We start from the raw sequence: 17,450 nt of genomic DNA on the forward strand, positions 1-17,450 counted from the left end.
AATTCTTCAAAAAACCTGATTTGGGTTTATAGCGGTTTTCAGAGTGAGGTACAACATACCTCCCGTAATGCTTGTATAGCAAGGCTCCTACGTACTTCATCCGTCCGGGAACCGTTATATCTATATTCTTCAAAATAAAGAAAATATATTTGGATCATGATAGAACTACAAGCTGAGTCAATAGTACCTTCTTATTTCGGTGATTATCGAATGCTAGTTTTCTTAGAAAAACCAGGAGATTTGCAGCATATTGCTGTTGTATTTGGCTATCCTGAGAAAGAATTAGTTCCACTTGTTCGAGTACACTCTGCTTGCGTGACGGGTGAAATTTTTAGGGCAAGTAACTGTGACTGTAGAGAACAGTTAGATTATGCTTTCTCATTATTTAGAAAAGAAGGACATGGTATTCTAGTTTATTTAGATCAAGAAGGCAGAGGAAATGGGCTTCCGGCAAAACTCAAAACTATGAAGTTAATCCAGGAGGGAGAATCTGTTAACAAAGCATTTCAGAGGCTCGGATATCCAGGTGATGCACGTCACTACGGCGTTGCAGCAGAAATTTTAGAAGAACTAGGAATTCACCAATCTATAGAACTCCTCACAAATAACCCAAAAAAAATTAATGAATTAGAGGCTGCAGGAATTCGTGTTGAAAGGCGTAGATCCTCCTATCTAAAGCCAAAGACAGAGCTCATTAGAAGAGAGTTAATATCTAAACGAGATGAACTAGATCATTATTTTCCTTCAGCGATAGAAATTGAGAAAAATGACGAGTAAATCGATTATTCAATTTAGATCTGAGTGGAGAAAAGCAGTACATGAAACTCTAGTAGCATCATCAGCAACTGCAGGCGTTGTATTTGGTGGTGTGCGCTTGCTAAAAGAGTTCGGTCTATTGACTGCTGTTTCAATTCAATCAACAGGCTCTATAGGATTATTAGCAGCTTTTAGCATATGCTTAGCAGGAGGCTTAATTGCTACATTGGTTCGCATGACAAATCGATACATTAAAGTCAAAGATAATATTCATCTATCAGTAGATAAGGACGAGGTTATCTTAGACCTACTTAATGAATTATTTGACGAGAGGCGTCATGATGAAGTAATTATAATTGGCTTTACTTTAAGTCGTATCCTTTGGGTTCAAGGGCGTTGGCAAACAAGAGTAGCGATTGGATATTTACTTGAGAAATCAGCAATAACTACAAGTGAGCCAAATTATGAGGTTTATCTACATGCACTTGTTGACATGATTGGCTGGACGTCTGCGATGTTAGGAGATCATGTTACTGGAGAGATGTACTTAAAGCGTGCTGTTCAGTATTCTAATGAGCATATTTCTAAATCACCAGCCTGTGCATACTACTTAGCAAAAGGTTATCGGCATTTAGGAGGAATCGCTTATAGAAAAGAAAATTTCTCCGCAGATGGAGGCGCAAAATTTTGGTTGGATAAAGCGTTGGAAAGTGCTGAAAATATTTCTTTAGATACTAAAAAACAAGAAATGGTAGCAGGGATTGAATATGGAATTTCTGAAATTTTTATTCGTCAAGAATCTTACTGTGAAGCAGAAAAGCATTCATTAAAGTCGGAGAAAATTTATACTGATATTGGTGATGAAGTACGTAAAATAAAAGTTTTGAATCAAAAAGGTCAAATTTATTTTAGTAAGAATGCCTATCCACAAGCATATTCTGCGTATTCACAGGCGATCTTCCTGGCTGAAAGAGATTCGAGAAAAGAACAGCGTGCAGAAGCTTATTATGGCTTGGGTCTACTTTACTTAGCTGAGGCTCAAATTTCTAAAGGGCAAACAAGAAGCAAAAAGCGTAATAAAGCCATAGAAAACTTGGAAAAGGCGAGAAACTTTATGGAGGAAATAGGAATAGATTCTGATTATATATTCGGAATAGAGAAAGAAATAAAAAGAGCAAAGCTATTTAAGTGAATGACAAGTATTGTAGGAGATTATGGCATTCTTATGCATGACGTCATTGTTTTAGGTGATATCAACCTAGATTGCTGTGTTTTAGGTAATCTTGAATTAGACTTTTCTTCATTGGTTGAAAATGGACGTATAGTTTGGGAGAAAATCGAAGATCGTCCCGGAGGAACAGGCTTGAATTTTGCAATTTTAGCAAAAAAAAGAGGTTACGATCCTCTTCTAATTGGTCGAGTTGGAAATGATTTTCCTGGCGGCTTGTTGCTAGATTTTATCTCAAACTTAGGCCTTAATAAAGGAGTTTTTGTAGATAAAAACAACCCGACTGGACGAGCAGTTGTAGTAAGAGACGCAAAAGATATTCGATTGCTTATTGACAATAATACTAAAGAAAAATTGAACGCTAACCAGTTTCTGTCATTAGATAATATAAAATCTTATTCTGAAGAAATTAAAAATTCCAGGTTTCTATATATCTCAGGCTTTTGCATAAAAGATAAATCTGTGCCAAGATTTGAGTCTGTACAACAGGCAATTGATATTGCAGTTAAAAATGGAACATCAATTATATTTGATGTTGTGCCGCATAAAATATACGAGGAAATAAGTTTTAAGCAACTTCGGGAAACTATTCCTCAGGCTAATATTGTGTTTTCAGAAGTTGCAACAATACGTCGACTATTAAGTTTAGGAACAACACAAGAAAATATTACTGAGAGAATTGCTGAAGAGACAGCACAAGCTTTACGAAAATTCTATCACCGGTTTGCATTGCGCTGGGGCAGATCTGGTGTAGACGAAGAGATTATCTGGGATGGGATAGCAAGGAAAATGACTAGAAGATCCCATGATCATAGTAGTGCAGAAGAAAAACGTGGATTTGGAGATCAAATAGCTTTAGATGCGTTAGGAAATGTTTTTGGCCTTGGTCCCTAATATCAATTAAACTACTCTCTATATTGTTGCACTGTCGATTGGATATTGAGTGCGATCGCCGCCCTCGTAGGTAACGAAACCCAACTTTAATGCTTATTAAACTCCAAGATCATCCTCAAATAAAACGACGTTTTTCTCGCCCCAATCAATATCATAAATCCCATCTCAACATATCGATGAAAGCTCGAATAAAGCCAATCTCTCGGTCGATTTACAAATCGATAATGCATTGGGTTGTAATGAATATGGAATGCGCTCCGTAGGAGAGTAACCATTTCAGGAACATGGAATAACGTTTGCCGTTGATAGGTGACAACCGTAAAAAAGTAAGTGCCACCCGGTGTGGTTGCTCGGCGGTAGCGTATTGTATTGCCCAATGTATTGATAATGTGAGTATGGACAATTTGATGGAATTCTAACGGTTGATGATGTTGGGTTGAACAACGTGAAACCCAACATCTACTGGGGCTGCTAGGTAGCTCACGACGCGCAGCTCGTGGCAGTGATGTCAGCCTCCAATATTAGTCACGTTTTAACTCTGAATCCGAATGATTTTGCTGGTATTTTGGGCATTAAGGTTGTTCATCCTCAGGAAATTATAGCGGTTTTCACTCGAGTGAGGTACAACATACCTCCCGTAATGCTTGTATAGCAAGGCTCCTGCGTACTTCATCCGTCCGGGAACCGCTATATCATTTTTAATGTGAGGAATTCTGGAAACGCTGAATAAATGAAGTCTAACACCCCCAATGCACTCGACCGATTCAAATGTTATCTATGAGCATTATGCATTGTCGGCGGCGGATGATTGGAAACGTTGGGCGGCCTCGTACCTCGGTGGTGACATTGCAGCAAGGTTGCCTGTCGGTGTTTGGCTTACTCTGTCAAGAGGTTTATGGTTGAGAGGCCCTCTAAAATTATCAACGCGTTAGCTATTATTTAAGAGGCTTTGTCTATATCGCAATGCCAGCAAGGCATCTATCCCCTCTACCCGCATTTTACAGGATAAGATATTTTATGGTGAACATAACTGTTGATGAAATCCAAAAAGACCCACTAAAGTACCTGCGCCAAGTGGAAGCGGGTGAAACTCTTGTAATTATGCGCTTTAATCAACCAATTGCCGAGCTGAGACCTATTGCTAGTAGTCAGCAGTTGCGACCATTTGGTTTGTGCGCAGGTGAGTTTACCGTTCCAGATGATTTCGATGCCCCCTTGCCAGAGGATCTACTGAATGCATTTGAGGGCAAATGAGGATTCTGCTAGATACACATATCTTTTTGTGGTTCATTAGTGGCGATGCCCGGCTATCAATCGATGTTCGGGATGCTATCCGTGATCCAAGCAACGAAGTCTATCTGAGTGCAATTTCAATTTGGGAAGCAATTGTTAAGTACCAGCTGGATAAATTATCTCTGCCGGAGCATCCTGGAACGTATTTACCCAAGCAACGGGATCTTCATCAGATTGCTGGCCTCGTTCTTGATGAAAGCAGTGTGGTTCAATTGACTAATCTGCCACTATTACATCGTGATCCGTTTGACAGAATGCTTATTTGTCAAGCCTTGCAGAATGGGTTAACTATTGCAACTGTAGATAAGGCAGTCCGCGCTTACTCAGTAAATGTCATGTAGCAGCGCGGCCCAACACTACGTTGGTACGGAGGGCACAAAAGTTGAGTAGGGTGTTCCTATGCTGAAAAAGGAAGTGATGAAGAGGATGATTATGAGCGATATGGTCTCTACTTCTCAGAAGCAATCGGCTACATAATTAGAGTGAATGGAAGTCGAGTCCCCCTTTACTACGGGGAGATTAAAGTTGTAAAAGCAACAGGTGAATATCATGCTATCCCACGAACCGGTCCTCGCCGAACAAGCTAAAACCTGGAAATTCCTGGAGCTATGGGTGGATCCAGTACTGTTTCCGCCCAAAATCCTTATGTTGATTGGTGACCAGGATGGGACTTGCCGAATTTTTAGCCCCGGCGCTAATTACAAATTAGTAGTTGCTCACTCAAATTATGAAGCAGCAAGAGAATGGCTGCTTGAGGATGAATATGAACGGGTTCAAGGCCAACTTCTAGCAGAAGAAGTTCTTTGATTACTTGCAAGTGACGGAGGTTGCTTAGCAGTGACTATGTAGCATAACAACCCCAATGCACCTGACCATTGAAAGTTTGTCAGTCAGTACTCAAGGGTTACTGCGACGGGTGATTGGGCGTTAGTGCGATCGCCGCCCTCGTAGTTGGGTTGAGGTAACAAAACCCAACTTTAATGCTTATTAAACTCCAAGATCATCCTCAAATAAAACGACGTTTTCCGCACCCCAATCAATATCATAAAACCCATCTCAACATATCGATGAAAGCTCGAAAAAAGCCAATCTCTCGGTCGATTTACAAATCGATAATGCATTGGGTTGTAATGAATATGGAATGCGCTCCGTAGGAGAGTAACCATTTCAGAAACATGGAATAACGTTTGCCGTTGATAGGTGACAACCGTAAAAAAGTAAGTGCCATCCGGTGTGGTTGCTCGGCGGTAGCGTATTGTATTGCCCAATGTATTGATAGAGTATGGACAATTTGATGGAATTCTAACGGTTGATGAGGTTGGGTTGAACAACGTGAAACCCAACCTACTGGGGCTGCTAGGACGATCGCACTGGGAACATTAGGCCGCGTGAACAATGAGATGAGCCCACAAGCGACCATTCAGTTTTGCGATAGCAAGTCCCAAATAAATAAGTAGACTTAACCCTGGTATCCAAACCCGTTACTCATTGATAAGGTACTGATGATTCAGAGAAGCTCATTGCTTTTGCTAGAATACAACACAAAGGCTTTATGCCCTAGGAGATCACCCAAATGGCAATAGTTGTTACCCTTAGCCCTGAATTAGAGGCGTTGCTGCTTGACAAAGCTGCTCGGCGAGGTCAAGATGTGAGCCTTGTTGCGTCTGAATTGTTAGCTAGTATCTTAGAGTGGGAAGAGCAGGATTCAGAAGAGGCCATCAAGGGTATTCAGCAAGGGTTAGACGATTTTGAGTCAGGAAAATTCCGGTCTTTTCAAGATTTTGCTGAAGAGAAACGCAGCAAATACAATCTGCCAGCCGATTCATGAAATATCGCATCGAAATTTCAAGCGTGGCAGAGGCTGAAGCAGATGGTGCATTTCTAAGGTTGTCCAAAGTTACCTCTCCTGCAAAGGCAAGCCAATGGTATTCAGGGTTATTACAAGCAATTGAGTCTTTGTCTCAAATGCCTAAACGCTGCCCATTAGCGCGAGAGGATGAGTATTTTAGCCGAGAGATTCGCCAGTTACTTTACGGGCGGGGGCGTAACTCATACCGAATCCTTTTTACTGTTTTGGAGGGGCAAAACACGTCAACGGCTCGCATTCTCCACATCCGTCACGCATCACAGCAAACGATTGGTGAAGACTCTGAAAAACCCGACGCAACCTAACAACCCGGTTGGAGCGGACTGACAAGAGAGCTTGGTTAGGTTACAAAGGTTACTAGCAGCTGCTCAACCGGAACGTTAGGCCTGTCGGGGGACAGAACGTCAGGGTTGGCATCTGGGGAAATAGCAAAGGGCTGTATTGATGCCATTTCCTTCTGAATATCAACGGGCAACGGATCACTTCTGTGCCTTCCTGACGGAGGTTCGTGATCGCTGCGGCTATGGGAGCTCTCATCAAGCCTATACCACCGTACAGGGGGTGTTTCAGGTATTCCGGTGCCGATTGAGTCTCGCAGATGCCATCAGATTCGCAGGCGCACTCCCCGTCGGCATGAGAGCGCTGTTCATTGCCGATTGGGATCCAGATGAAGAGCGGCTACCGTTCATTGACCATGCTCAGATGAACTGTGAAGTCAGTCAGCTCCGCTCAGAGCACAACTTCTCTACAAGGACTGCTATCGAAGAAGTCGCAACTTGCTTATGGCTGCATGTCGATCGTGAGAAACTCGAAGCTGTCTTGGCGAAGCTCCCAACTGCGGCAGCTGACTTTTGGTCCCCGGTGTGAGAGTTAGGTAGGATGGGCGACTCTATGACAAGACCCTTCAGCAAAGAATGAGTTCCTTAGGTCGCCCACCAACGCTGCAAAAAGCTAGGCATTGAATAGAGAACCCGTAGTGATTATCTTGTTCGAAATCTTTGTTAACCCACACCCAAACTACAATGCCACTGCTGAAAACATGGTGGGCAAACAAAGCTTATAGGCACTAGCGAGGGGTGTCTAAGCTGTCGCGCATTTAAAGTACATTAACAGCGTTTCCCTTATTCTTGAGCTTGCGGTCCCACTTTATAATCAACTCTCCCTCATTGAGTAGCTTATTTACCAGAGCCTCAAGGACTCTCCTGTCGGCACTGGTTTCTCAAGAGGTGATGCAATGAAATCCTTGTGTCGTCAAGATTTCGTAGGTTGAGATCACGTGGTTACAGTATCCCATAGCCATGGCTGGTGTCGTCTTTTTGCCGAGCCCCCAATGGGGACGTACCCAGTTGTGAATCAAGCGCTGAACATCTAACACTCTCTGCAAGGCGTCCACCTTTTTGGCGTAGAGATTTTGGCGTCTTCGGTAGGCACTGGCTCGTCGTCGCAAGGCTGCATTCTGGGCTTCATTATGGTTGGCATGCACCTCCGATGGCGGGCTGATGGCCGTGAAAGGGTGCTCTGTTTTCACCCACTCAATCCGACGCCTACCTTGGGAACCCTTGATTTTCATCGCCACTTCCAGCCCTGCTCGCCACACTTTGCGTTTGCCGTAGGCACGAGGAACCTCGGTGGCTTTCAGCCAGAGGCTAGCCCATCGCCACAAGGTCGTGCCGTAGCGGCGTTCCCCATCGGTAAACCATCGGATAAAGTGGGCAGGGCTAGCCCATTGCCAAGCCTTTGAAGTGCTTTCGTCAAACAGGGAGGACTGTTTTTCCCCGCCACTGCCGTCACCCAGTACCGGCTGTTCCGTTCGATGAAGTGAGCTCTCCAGCCCTCTGATTCAGAGGGGGGGAAGGTTCTCGCCCACGCGAGTGTAGACTTCGTCGCCTTCGAGGGTGACCTCACTGGCCTCGGGAGCGGGGGGTGACCAGTGTCCGCTATGGGCTGCTAGACGCCGTTCCCAGCTAATAATCGTGGCATGGGATTTGCCAAAGGAGCGTCCAGTGGCCCGCACTCCTAAGCCCTCTGTCCGCACATTGATAGCCGCAGAGACCATTGATGCGAGGGTTCGCAGGCGAGCCAGCGGGGTGTGAGTGCGGGCGTTAAATCGCTTGCCACAGTCTCGACAGAGATAACGTTGCCGAGTGGATTGGTCTTTCAAACGGGCAGTCCCGTTTTTGACGGTCTTCTGACTTTGACAGTGGGGGCATCTCATGGGTTACAAGCTTTGCAGTGATATCATTCTAGCCGTCACCCTTTAGCAAACCAGTGCCGCGGTGTTAGTTAGGCCATAAAAGTCGCGATAAGTTCATCTGAACCACCGTCGAACCTCGAGTGATGGTAGAACCTATCCGCCAGATTATCGATAACCTCTACCGCACGGAGTCGCGGCGGATCTTTGCTACCCTGATTCGCCTGCTAGGCAACTTCGATCTGGCCGAAGAAGCCCTACACGATGCCTTCGCGGTAGCGACAGAACAATGGCCCCAGCAGGGGGTACCTGCGAATCCTAGAGCTTGGTTGATATCTACCGGTCGCTTCAAAGCCATTGACACCCTGCGGCGGCGAACCCGCTTTGATGCTTCCCTGGCAGGACTGGCCGCGCAGTTCGACTCCGCAACCAACCTGCCCAAGATCACCGATGATAGCTCGGTGGAAGATGACCGTCTGCGGCTGATCTTTACCTGCTGCCATCCGGCCCTATCGCCAGAGGCCCAGGTGGCGCTGACTCTGCGGGAAGTGTGTGGCCTCACTACTGAGGAAATAGCCCATGCCTTCCTGATGTCACCTGCGACGCTGGCCCAGCGGATTGTGCGGGCCAAGGCCAAGATTCGAGATGCCAAAATTCCCTATCAAGTGCCATCGGGCCCAGAGCTGCCAGAGCGATTGGAGACCGTGCTCCAGGTCATTTATCTGATATTTAACGAGGGGTATGCCGCCGCCTCTGGACCGTCGCTGACCCGGGCCAATCTTTCTGAGGAAGCGATTCGACTGGGGCGATTGTTGATGGCACTGCTGCCCAGTTCTGAGGTGATCGGCCTGCTGGCCCTAATGCTGCTGCAGGAGTCGCGGCGAGAGGCTCGCACGTCTCCTGAGGGCGATCTAATTTTATTGGAGGATCAGGACCGTGCCCTCTGGAACGTTAATTACATTGCCGAAGGTCGCGAGCTGGTGCAGCAGGTGCTGGCGGCAGGACGGGTTGGAGTGTACACCGTACAGGCTGCGATCGCAGCTATCCATGCCGAGGCTCCCAGCACCACCGCCACCGCCTGGAACCAAATTGTCACCTGGTATGACATCCTGTTGCAGCTTCATCCTTCCCCCGTGGTCGAGCTAAACCGAGCCGTGGCCGTGGCAATGCGCGATGGCCCCGTCGAAGGCCTGCAGTTAGTCGACACTCTTCTGAAACAAGGTCAGTTGAACAACTATCACCTGGCCCATGCGGCTCGGGCCGATCTCTGCCGACGGTTGGGCAAAACCACCGCCGCCAGGGATGCCTATCAGCAAGCCCTGACCCTGGTGAAGCAAGACCCCGAACGTCGTTTCCTTGAAAAGCGCCTGCAGGAACTGGGTCGAACCGACGCAAGCCCTCTCCCCAACGGTCTCATACTCAAAAACCCATACGAATTAGGAGATTTCACGATGAAAGTCATGGTTTTAGTCAAAGCCACGGCTGATTCAGAAGCCGGAGTCATGCCCACTGAGGAGATCCTGACCGCCATGGGCCAGTTCAATGAAGAACTGGTGAAAGCAGGTGTCATGTTGGCTGGCGAAGGGTTGCATCCCAGCTCGAAAGGGGTGCGAGTGCAGTGCTCAGGCAAACATCGCACCATCATTGATGGGCCATTTACCGAAACTAAAGAACTCATTGCCGGGTTCTGGATCTGGCAGGTGCAATCTATGGCAGAGGCGATTGACTGGATCAAGCGTAGCCCCTTTCAAGATGGCGAAATCGAGCTCCGTCCTGTATTTGAAGCAGACGACTTTGGCGATGCCTTTACTCCCGAACTGCGGGCACAAGAAGATCGTCTGCGGGCTGAGATGGAAAAGCAGGGATAAAGTTAGCACCGTCCCCATCCCAGATTGCAATGGCTGGATTGTTTCACTGAATACAGTTTATGAACCATATTGCCCACTGGTCTAGCCTTCTGGTTACAGGTACCCGTAACTCAGTTCTACTGCCATTGCGACGACGGTCAAGCGACAAGCAGTCGATACAACTGGCTTCAAGGGATCGCCACGGCGGCCAGTCGCGTGTCACAACCGGCCCGTGATAGTCGCCCAGTGGGTTCCAGCGTGAAAGTCAGCAACGGACCAGAACGGACCTTCAAGTGTCGTCGCCCCAATCGCCGGTGACGTGGCGAAGTCGAGGCCATTGTACCAGGCGCACCCTCCCGGGATTCCCAGCAGGGTGCCGAAGGAGAGGGGCAATCCCTGGCACCGGGGGCGGACGGAGGCGGTGGTGGTGATGATGCTCGCCCCTCGGCGCAAGTACGTAGCCGCGAAATCGCTGCCGAACGCGTTCGAGTTGCAGCCGACCGACCGCGCTGTGGCGTTGCGGGTGAACCAACAACGGCGGGGGAACAAGCCAATCTCGGCCTGTTCGAAGGTCGGAGCCGGTTCTTCTGGCAGGAGAGTAGACGGTGTGAAACTGGCCACTGCTCCACCCCACATTGAGTTTCCCCCGGCGTGACCGAAGATCAGGAAGTCTTGGATCGGTGTCGAGGTTGAGCCGTTGCTGGCGGCAGATTCGATGTCAATGTCGGGGTCGCCGCTGGGGCTTGACACCGCCCCCGGATAAAAACGACTTGCGATCGCAGCGTCCCGCCACTGGCTGGCTGGATCGAAGAGATGAATCCGGAGCGTGACGCCAGTGGTAGCCGTCAGGTTCGAGACGTCAAACTCGTCACCTCGCCAGATCACGAGGGGATAGCGGCTCCCAGTCGCGGCGGGAGACTGCATCCGCACTGGCCGAATGCAGGGCCAGTTGCGCCCGGATCCGGTAATCGATCGGGAGAGTCCCCAGAGGGTATCGGCATCACTATCGCTCACCGCAGTGTTGCCAGTGACGCTCCAGCGTTGAACCATCGGCGTGGGGCGCCCGCTGCCGTCCCTGGCAGTGCCCTGCTGGACGACATGGGTCAGCTCATGAACTAAGAGGCGTTTTCCCCGCGCTGTCTGCGGGGCGTACTCTCCGGCCCCGAAGACAATATGACGCCCCATGGTAAAGGCGCGGGCGTTGATCTCTCTAGCAGCCTGTGCCGATCGAGCCCCCGTGTGTAACCGAACTTGGCTGAAATCGTGGCCGAAGTGCGGCTCGACGACTCCTCTAATATCACGAGATAAAGGCTGACCACTGCCTGTCATTGAGTCAACGAGCGCTTCCATCCTGGGGCCGCTCCCGGACGCATGCTTTGCCTCGCCCCCCTTAGGCTTCATAGAGGCCCATTGGTTCCCCACGTTGCGCGACTGGCATTGCGGGCAGCCGCCACCGCAGGCACAAGCACGCTGCAGCCTCGGTCCAGAATCACCCATGATCCTGATCGGCCACTCGGTCTGCTGCCCGCTCGAAAAGGTCTCCTGGGGGGTTAACCGTCAGCGTTGGCTGGATCTGTATAGGGGATGGGCTTATCGGTATCCGGCTGCAAGCTGGGACAGTCCCAGACAGGACACTACTCGCTGAACTCGCTTCCAGTTGGTCAGGAGTAGACTGTGGCCATCGCAGGACAACTCGATTGCCGATCGCCGGCCGTAAATGAAGGATGGGGAGGGTACATTACGGCTTTGTCGGAAAAGCGCCCGGCCGATTGTCGTAGATTTGGCAGTCGATTTCCGCCGACGTCGGCTGCTGAGTTGGCTTCGGTGTCTGTGCGAAGGTGCCCATGATTACTCTCCCTTCGCTCCATTACCGGTCCCTAGCTCATCACTAGCAGGCATCATTCTACATAGGCCCCGGATGGACACATGGTTAGGTGGAAATACGGCACTCTAACTCCTCCATAGGGGGGATTAAATCGATAGATTTCAGTATAGTCACCCCCTCCAGTCACCCCCCTCTTATTTAAGGTTTGTATCGCCTCTGTGTCGTGGACTCCCGGGCGCAATTTGAATCTCGTCCTATAGCAACCGTGCCTATGCTGAGGACGGTTGCGATTAGTAGCTCCCTAGTCTAGGCCATGGGAGCGACTGTTCAATGTCCTAAGCTACCGTAACAAATCCAATGGTAGTTCGCCCATGTACATGCCCTTGGCTAAGGACATGGCATCAATGTGGTGCACCCTGACTAGGACACTGACACCAAAGCTCTGGCATCGAGACGGCCGCTTACCCCTCAGAAATCCCCGATTGCTGCCGCACACTGCGGGCAATGGCGGCCACATCTTCATCCCCATAACCCTGGGCAATCAGGCCCGTCTCAATTTGCTCTACAAATGCCGCCATGGGCAAGGTCACCCCCAACTCTCGCGCCGCCTCTAAGGCAATATCGAGATCCTTGCGGTGCAGGCGCACTCGAAATCCCAGGGGATAGTCATTGCGGATCATGGCACCAGAGCGATTGGTCAGTCCCCAAGACCCGGCAGCGCCGCCGCCGACGGCCTGCACCACTCGCTCCATATCCAGTCCGGCTTTGAGGCCTAGGGCCATGCCCTCGGCTACCGACCAATAGGTGCCTGCCACAATAATCTGATTAATCGCCTTGGTGATCTGTCCGGCTCCGATGGGGCCCACATGGGTCAGGGTGTTGCCCATGGCCTCGAGCACTGGCCGCACCCGCTCTACCACCTGGGGCTCCCCGCCGATCATGATAGATAGGGTCCCCTTCTGAGCACCCTCCGAGCCTCCTGATACCGGGGCATCTACCATGGCAATCTGGCGCTCTGCTAGGGTGGCGGCAATCTGGCGTGTCACCGTGGGGCTGATGGTAGACATGTCTACCACGATGGCTCCGGCCTTAGCCCCAGCCATCACCCCCTGCTCTGCCAGGATGACGCGCTCCACGTCGGCGGTGTCACTGACGCAGGTAATCACCACATCTGCTCCCGTGGCAGCGGCTTGGGGAGACTCGGCCCGCTGGGCCCCTGCTGCTGCTAGGGTCACCTCTCGCTCGCGGGTGCGATTATGTACCGTGACGTCGTAGCCGGCTTTCAGCAGATTGATGGCCATTGGCGCCCCCATGGTGCCCATGCCGATAAACGCTAGTTTCACAGGCGCTTCCCCCTTAGAGCTAATTTGCAAAGAGAATCGTAAGAGGCAGTCTATCCCAGTTTTGGCAAAGCCTTCAGCACTCTGTCACCGTTTGATAGCGTCACGTTGGAAGGCTGATGTGACTGACTGTCACGAAGTTTGCAAATCACCTCTTACATCGGTTCTGGTCCAACCTTATCAGAGGATATTTGGAAAGTACCCTGCAACCTTGCTCCAGACTGGCCTCTGGCCAATAGAACCATACACTTTAAAACGCCTACCTTACAGGCCTTTCAGCCGAGTTTCTAACTGTCCTCTCAAAGGGGATGATGCCCAAGCTGGGTCGCTAACCGATAAGATGCAAACCAGAGGACGTTTCAACCCGGGGCCATGACAGACCCATTACGGCAACTTCAGGCAAGTGCAGGCGCAACCTTGTCCGACCAATCGGTGCCCCTCAGCTTTGGCAATGATGCTGTGGCTCTGCAGGCAGCAGAACAGGGAGCAGCCCTGGTCGATTGCTGCCATTGGGGCCGCATTCGCTTGGGGGATGCCGACCGCCTGCGGTTTCTCCATAATCAGACCACTAACAGCTTCCAACAGCGCCAACCCGGAGAAATCTGCAATACGGTTTTCGTCACCTCCACGGCTCGCACCATCGACCTGGCCACGGCCTACATCCTAGAGGAGGCCGTGCTGTTGCTAGTTTCCCCGGGTCAGGCCCAGCGCCTGATGGAGTGGATGGATCGCTTCATCTTCTTCGCCGACAAGGTCTCCCTCACCGATGTCACCGCTGAGACCGCGACCTTTTCCTTAGTCGGTCCCGTCAGTCAGACCCTGTTGACCAAGGTAGGAGCAGAGGTAGTTGCAGATCTAGCTCCAGGACAGCATCGACACTGCTCTTTGGGGGATCTAGACGTCCACATTGCGGCTGGTAGTGGCCTCACCTTGCCCGGTTATACCCTGATCTGCGCTATCGACCAGGCCGCTCCCCTATGGCAGCGGCTCACCGAGGTCGGTGCCGTGCCGCTGGGAGAGCAAGAGTGGCAACACCTGCGTATTCGCCAGGGTCGTCCCATGCCCGGGGCCGAACTCAGCGATGACTATAACCCCTTAGAAGCCGGTCTCTGGTCAGCCATTGCCTTCGATAAAGGATGCTACATTGGCCAGGAGACGATTGCCCGCCTCAATACTTATCAGGGGGTGAAGCAGCAGCTCTGGGGCCTGAAATTATCCACCCCAGAGTCTCCCGGCACCCCCATTACCGTGGAGGGCAGAAAAGTCGGGCAGCTCACTAGCGTGGTTGAGACCCCGGAAGGCCCCTTCGGCCTGGGCTATATTCGCACCAAGAGTGGCGGGGCCGGCCTGCAGGTACAGGTGGGCAACAGCGAGGCAACGGTTTTAGATATTCCCTTCGCCTCTCGCGGTTATTTGGCGGTGCAGCCCAGTGAGTAGATGGCAGAGCCTATTCACTGTAGCCCAGTCGACGCCTACTCTCAGCGAGGCAACAAATCATCGGACCACAGGCCCTTTTGCTCCAGCCAGGGACGGCTGTAAATGCGGGATTGGTAACGGGAACCGCTGTCGCAGAGGACGGTGACGATGGTGTGTCCCGGTCCCATTTGCTTAGCCAGGGCCACGGCTGCCCCCACATTGATGCCGACGGAGCCTCCCATAAACAGCCCGTCTTTGTAGAGCAATTGATAGATCATGCGCAGGGCTTCTGGGTCGTCGATTTGGATGGCATCGTCGATGGGGGCTCCTTCCATGTTGGCGGTGATGCGGCTGTTGCCAATGCCCTCGGTGATGGATTTACCCTCTGTGGAGATCTTCCCGGTTTTGGCGTAGCTGTAGAGACCGCTGCCCATGGGATCGGCCACGACGCAGTGAATATTGGGATTCTTCTCTTTGAAGAACATGGCCGCACCGGCATAGGTGCCGCCAGTACCGGTAGAGGCGACCCAGGCGTCAATGGTGCCGTCGGTTTCACTCCAGATTTCCGGCCCGGTGGTCTCATAGTGGGCACGGCGATTGGCCAGGTTGTCGAACTGGTTGGCCCAAATGGCGTTGTCCATTTCCTCAGCCCAGCGGCCAGAGACTTTCACATAATTGTTGGGATCCCGGTAGGGGACGGCTGGCACCGTGCGGACCTCGGCCCCCAGGGTCCGCAGTAGGTCCATCTTTTCCTGGGATTGGGTCTCGGGAATCACGATCAAGCATCTGTAGCCCTTGGCGTTGCAAATGTGCACTAGACCAATGCCGGTGTTGCCAGCGGTGCCCTCCACCACCGTGCCGCCTGGGGCCAACAGCCCTCGCTCTTCGGCATCTTTGATGATGTAGAGGGCGGCCCGATCCTTAACGGAACCTCCCGGATTGAGAAACTCGGCCTTGCCTAAGATCTCGCAGCCTGTGGCCTCACTGAAGCTATTGAGGCGGATCAAAGGGGTGTTGCCTACCGTGCCAACGAAACCGTGCTTGATATCCATTCCCTATATCTTAATTGACTGCAATCCGGAGGTCTCCATCTCCCTATCCTAAGGGGAAATGGGCCGTCTCCTTAGATCCCAGGTTAGGGACAGTGGCGTCGGTGTGTAGGCTGTCGACGGGCTGAAGAGCTGAGGCATCAGACTTAACGTCGATTTAATACCGCTTCGGGATGACCTGAGGCATCATCGTAGGAGCAACTTTGTTCTTTCTGGGGCAAGTGAACTGTGGCGGAACTCAACGGTGTCATGATGCAATGCTTCCACTGGTATATTCCCGCCGGTGGAACCCTCTGGAGCGAAGTCACACACAATGCCAAAGCCATGGCAGAGGCAGGCTTTACCGCCATGTGGCTGCCCCCGGCCTATAAAGGGTTGGGTGGCGGCTATGACGTCGGCTATGGCGTCTATGACATGTTTGATCTGGGGGAGTTTGATCAAAAGGGATCTATCAGCACCAAGTATGGCAATCGGGCGCAATATCTGGCGGCTATTGGTGCCCTGCATGATGTCGGCATCCAGGTCTATGGCGATGCCGTTTTGAACCACCGCATGGGAGCCGATGCTGCGGAAACTTTTAAGGCGATTCCGTTTCCCAAGGATAATCGCCTGCATCCGAAGGGGGACTTGCAAGAGATTAAGAGCTATACCCATTTCTACTTTCCCGGTCGCCAAGGGAAATACTCTAGCTTTGAATGGTACTGGTATCACTTCGATGCCGTCGATTACAACGACTACAATCCCGATGACCGCGACACGGTGTATTTGATTGAGGGGCATCAATTCGACGACTATGTGGCCCTGGAGAAGGGAAACTATGCCTATTTGATGGGCTGCGATTTAGATTTTCAGAACGAATGGGTGCGGGGAGAAATCACCCACTGGGGTAAGTGGTATCTCGATACTACTGGGGTGGATGGCTTCCGCCTGGATGCCATCAAGCATATTTCTTCCTGGTTTTTCCCCCAGTGGATAGACGCCCTGGAGCATCATGCCCAGAGAGACCTGTTTGTGGTGGGTGAATACTGGTACAACGATCTGGGAACCTTGCGGTGGTATATCGATGCCGTCGGCGGGCGGATGGCTGTCTTCGATGTGCCGCTGCACTACAACTTCTACGCCGCCAGCCGGGCCGGGGGGCAGTACAACATGGCCACTATCCTGGATGGCACGTTGATGCAGACGGACTCGTTCCATGCGGTTACCTTCGTGGAGAACCATGACTCGCAGCCCCTGCAAGCCCTGGAGTCGCCGGTGGAGCCCTGGTTTAAGCCCCTGGCCTATGCCTTGATTCTGCTGCGGCAGCAGGGGTATCCCTGTGTGTTTTATGCCGATTATTACGGGGCCGACTACGAAGACTATGGCAAGGATGGCAATCGCTATCCCATCCACATGCCCTGCCACCGCTGGATCATCGATAAGTTGCTCTATGCTCGTCGTCACTATGCCTATGGCCCTCAGTACGACTATTTCGACCACTTCAATACCATCGGCTGGACTCGCTTAGGGGATGAGGCCCATCCCCAGGGGTTAGCGGTGTTGATGAGTGATGGTCCGGAGGGGCACAAGTGGATGGAGGTGGGGCAGCCCAATGCCAAGTTTGTGGATCTGAGCGAGCATGTCTCGGAGCCGGTCTATACTAACGAACACGGCTGGGGTGAGTTTCGCTGCCAGGGTGGCTCGGTCTCGGTATGGGTGCAGGCCGCATAATAGCGGGCAACTCTGGGTGGGCTCCCCGGTCTCT

General features: G+C 51.2%; 14 protein-coding genes and 4 pseudogenes. 14 read left to right on the plus strand and 4 right to left on the minus strand.

Annotated elements, in window-relative coordinates; genetic code table 11:
* Positions 1-156: 156 nt before the first annotated feature.
* From ribA to XM38_RS21485, 10 genes and pseudogenes are all read left to right on the plus strand, one after another.
* Positions 157-777: a GTP cyclohydrolase II gene (gene ribA / locus XM38_RS21440; protein ID WP_080814052.1), complete on the plus strand. Its 621-nt coding sequence runs from the start codon at positions 157-159 to the stop codon at positions 775-777.
* A complete protein-coding gene (locus tag XM38_RS21445) occupies positions 767-1,948 on the plus strand; it encodes a tetratricopeptide repeat protein (protein ID WP_137455199.1) in 1,182 nt (393 codons plus the stop codon). The genes ribA and XM38_RS21445 overlap by 11 nt, the downstream gene beginning before the upstream one ends.
* Positions 1,949-2,878: a carbohydrate kinase family protein gene (locus XM38_RS21450; RefSeq protein WP_080814047.1), complete on the plus strand. Its 930-nt coding sequence runs from the start codon at positions 1,949-1,951 to the stop codon at positions 2,876-2,878.
* A 1,017-nt stretch (positions 2,879-3,895) separates the two neighbouring features.
* Complete coding sequence (locus tag XM38_RS26195) at positions 3,896-4,132, plus strand: type II toxin-antitoxin system Phd/YefM family antitoxin (RefSeq protein WP_088431007.1); 237 nt, start codon at positions 3,896-3,898, stop codon at positions 4,130-4,132.
* A complete protein-coding gene (locus XM38_RS21460; protein WP_080814040.1) occupies positions 4,129-4,512 on the plus strand; it encodes a type II toxin-antitoxin system VapC family toxin in 384 nt (127 codons plus the stop codon). The genes XM38_RS26195 and XM38_RS21460 overlap by 4 nt, the downstream gene beginning before the upstream one ends.
* Positions 4,513-4,587: 75 nt before the next feature.
* Positions 4,588-4,758, plus strand: a pseudogene (locus XM38_RS29200) (DUF6972 family protein); the annotation flags it as partial.
* Complete coding sequence (locus XM38_RS21465; protein WP_080814039.1) at positions 4,721-4,978, plus strand: hypothetical protein; 258 nt, start codon at positions 4,721-4,723, stop codon at positions 4,976-4,978. The pseudogene XM38_RS29200 and the gene XM38_RS21465, both read left to right, overlap by 38 nt.
* 766 nt (positions 4,979-5,744) lie before the next feature.
* Positions 5,745-5,999 carry a hypothetical protein gene (locus XM38_RS21475; RefSeq protein WP_080814037.1) on the plus strand — a complete coding sequence of 85 codons (255 nt, stop codon included), beginning with the start codon at positions 5,745-5,747 and terminating at the stop codon, positions 5,997-5,999.
* Complete coding sequence (locus XM38_RS21480; RefSeq protein ID WP_080814035.1) at positions 5,996-6,343, plus strand: type II toxin-antitoxin system RelE/ParE family toxin; 348 nt, start codon at positions 5,996-5,998, stop codon at positions 6,341-6,343. Before XM38_RS21475 ends, XM38_RS21480 begins: the two co-directional genes overlap by 4 nt.
* Before the next feature lie 139 nt (positions 6,344-6,482).
* Positions 6,483-6,905: a DUF2267 domain-containing protein gene (locus XM38_RS21485; RefSeq protein ID WP_088431011.1), complete on the plus strand. Its 423-nt coding sequence runs from the start codon at positions 6,483-6,485 to the stop codon at positions 6,903-6,905.
* A 352-nt stretch (positions 6,906-7,257) separates the two neighbouring features.
* Here XM38_RS21485 and XM38_RS21490 read toward each other — a convergent pair.
* Positions 7,258-8,253, minus strand: a pseudogene (locus tag XM38_RS21490) (transposase).
* Between the two features lie 122 nt (positions 8,254-8,375).
* Here XM38_RS21490 and XM38_RS21495 point away from each other — a divergent pair.
* Together XM38_RS21495 and XM38_RS29205 are read left to right on the plus strand one after the other, a co-directional pair.
* A pseudogene (locus XM38_RS21495) lies at positions 8,376-9,611 on the plus strand (RNA polymerase sigma factor); the annotation flags it as partial.
* An 81-nt stretch (positions 9,612-9,692) separates the two neighbouring features.
* Positions 9,693-10,097: pseudogene (locus XM38_RS29205) on the plus strand (YciI family protein); the annotation flags it as partial.
* Positions 10,098-10,295: 198 nt separating this feature from the next.
* Here XM38_RS29205 and XM38_RS21500 read toward each other — a convergent pair.
* Positions 10,296-11,426, minus strand: coding sequence for an eCIS core domain-containing protein (locus XM38_RS21500; protein ID WP_202978943.1), 1,131 nt, complete (start codon positions 11,424-11,426; stop codon positions 10,296-10,298).
* Positions 11,427-12,362: 936 nt separating this feature from the next.
* Positions 12,363-13,244 (minus strand): NAD(P)-dependent oxidoreductase, encoded by an 882-nt coding sequence (locus tag XM38_RS21505; RefSeq protein WP_088431815.1) that lies wholly within the window; start codon positions 13,242-13,244, stop codon positions 12,363-12,365.
* Between the two features lie 369 nt (positions 13,245-13,613).
* Here XM38_RS21505 and ygfZ point away from each other — a divergent pair, with 369 nt between their 5' ends.
* Positions 13,614-14,678, plus strand: coding sequence for a CAF17-like 4Fe-4S cluster assembly/insertion protein YgfZ (ygfZ, locus tag XM38_RS21510; RefSeq protein WP_080814029.1), 1,065 nt, complete (start codon positions 13,614-13,616; stop codon positions 14,676-14,678).
* Positions 14,679-14,719: 41 nt separating this feature from the next.
* Here the strand turns inward: ygfZ and XM38_RS21515 are convergent, their stop codons facing one another.
* Positions 14,720-15,709, minus strand: a complete 990-nt coding sequence (locus XM38_RS21515) for a cysteine synthase A (RefSeq protein ID WP_080814027.1) — start codon at positions 15,707-15,709, stop codon at positions 14,720-14,722.
* 225 nt (positions 15,710-15,934) lie between these two features.
* Between XM38_RS21515 and XM38_RS21520 the strand changes: the two genes are divergently transcribed.
* The gene (locus tag XM38_RS21520) at positions 15,935-17,416 is read left to right on the plus strand and encodes an alpha-amylase (protein WP_080814025.1); all 1,482 of its coding nucleotides are present in this window, start codon (positions 15,935-15,937) and stop codon (positions 17,414-17,416) included.
* Positions 17,417-17,450 lie beyond the last annotated feature (34 nt).

Source organism: Halomicronema hongdechloris C2206, assembly GCF_002075285.3.
GTDB classification, from domain to species: Bacteria; Cyanobacteriota; Cyanobacteriia; order Phormidesmidales; family Phormidesmidaceae; genus Halomicronema_B; species Halomicronema_B hongdechloris.

Excerpts from the sequence above, each read along its gene's own strand:
- ribA (WP_080814052.1), top strand. The coding sequence starts at position 157 with ATGATAGAACTACAAGCTGAGTCAATAGTACCTTCTTATTTCGGTGAT.
- XM38_RS21445 (WP_137455199.1), top strand. The coding sequence starts at position 767 with ATGACGAGTAAATCGATTATTCAATTTAGATCTGAGTGGAGAAAAGCA.
- XM38_RS21450 (WP_080814047.1), top strand. The coding sequence starts at position 1,949 with ATGACAAGTATTGTAGGAGATTATGGCATTCTTATGCATGACGTCATT.
- XM38_RS26195 (WP_088431007.1), top strand. The coding sequence starts at position 3,896 with ATGGTGAACATAACTGTTGATGAAATCCAAAAAGACCCACTAAAGTAC.
- XM38_RS21460 (WP_080814040.1), top strand. The coding sequence starts at position 4,129 with ATGAGGATTCTGCTAGATACACATATCTTTTTGTGGTTCATTAGTGGC.
- XM38_RS21465 (WP_080814039.1), top strand. The coding sequence starts at position 4,721 with ATGCTATCCCACGAACCGGTCCTCGCCGAACAAGCTAAAACCTGGAAA.
- XM38_RS21475 (WP_080814037.1), top strand. The coding sequence starts at position 5,745 with ATGGCAATAGTTGTTACCCTTAGCCCTGAATTAGAGGCGTTGCTGCTT.
- XM38_RS21480 (WP_080814035.1), top strand. The coding sequence starts at position 5,996 with ATGAAATATCGCATCGAAATTTCAAGCGTGGCAGAGGCTGAAGCAGAT.
- XM38_RS21485 (WP_088431011.1), top strand. The coding sequence starts at position 6,483 with ATGCCATTTCCTTCTGAATATCAACGGGCAACGGATCACTTCTGTGCC.
- XM38_RS21500 (WP_202978943.1), bottom strand. The coding sequence starts at position 11,426 with ATGGAAGCGCTCGTTGACTCAATGACAGGCAGTGGTCAGCCTTTATCT.
- ygfZ (WP_080814029.1), top strand. The coding sequence starts at position 13,614 with ATGACAGACCCATTACGGCAACTTCAGGCAAGTGCAGGCGCAACCTTG.
- XM38_RS21515 (WP_080814027.1), bottom strand. The coding sequence starts at position 15,709 with ATGGATATCAAGCACGGTTTCGTTGGCACGGTAGGCAACACCCCTTTG.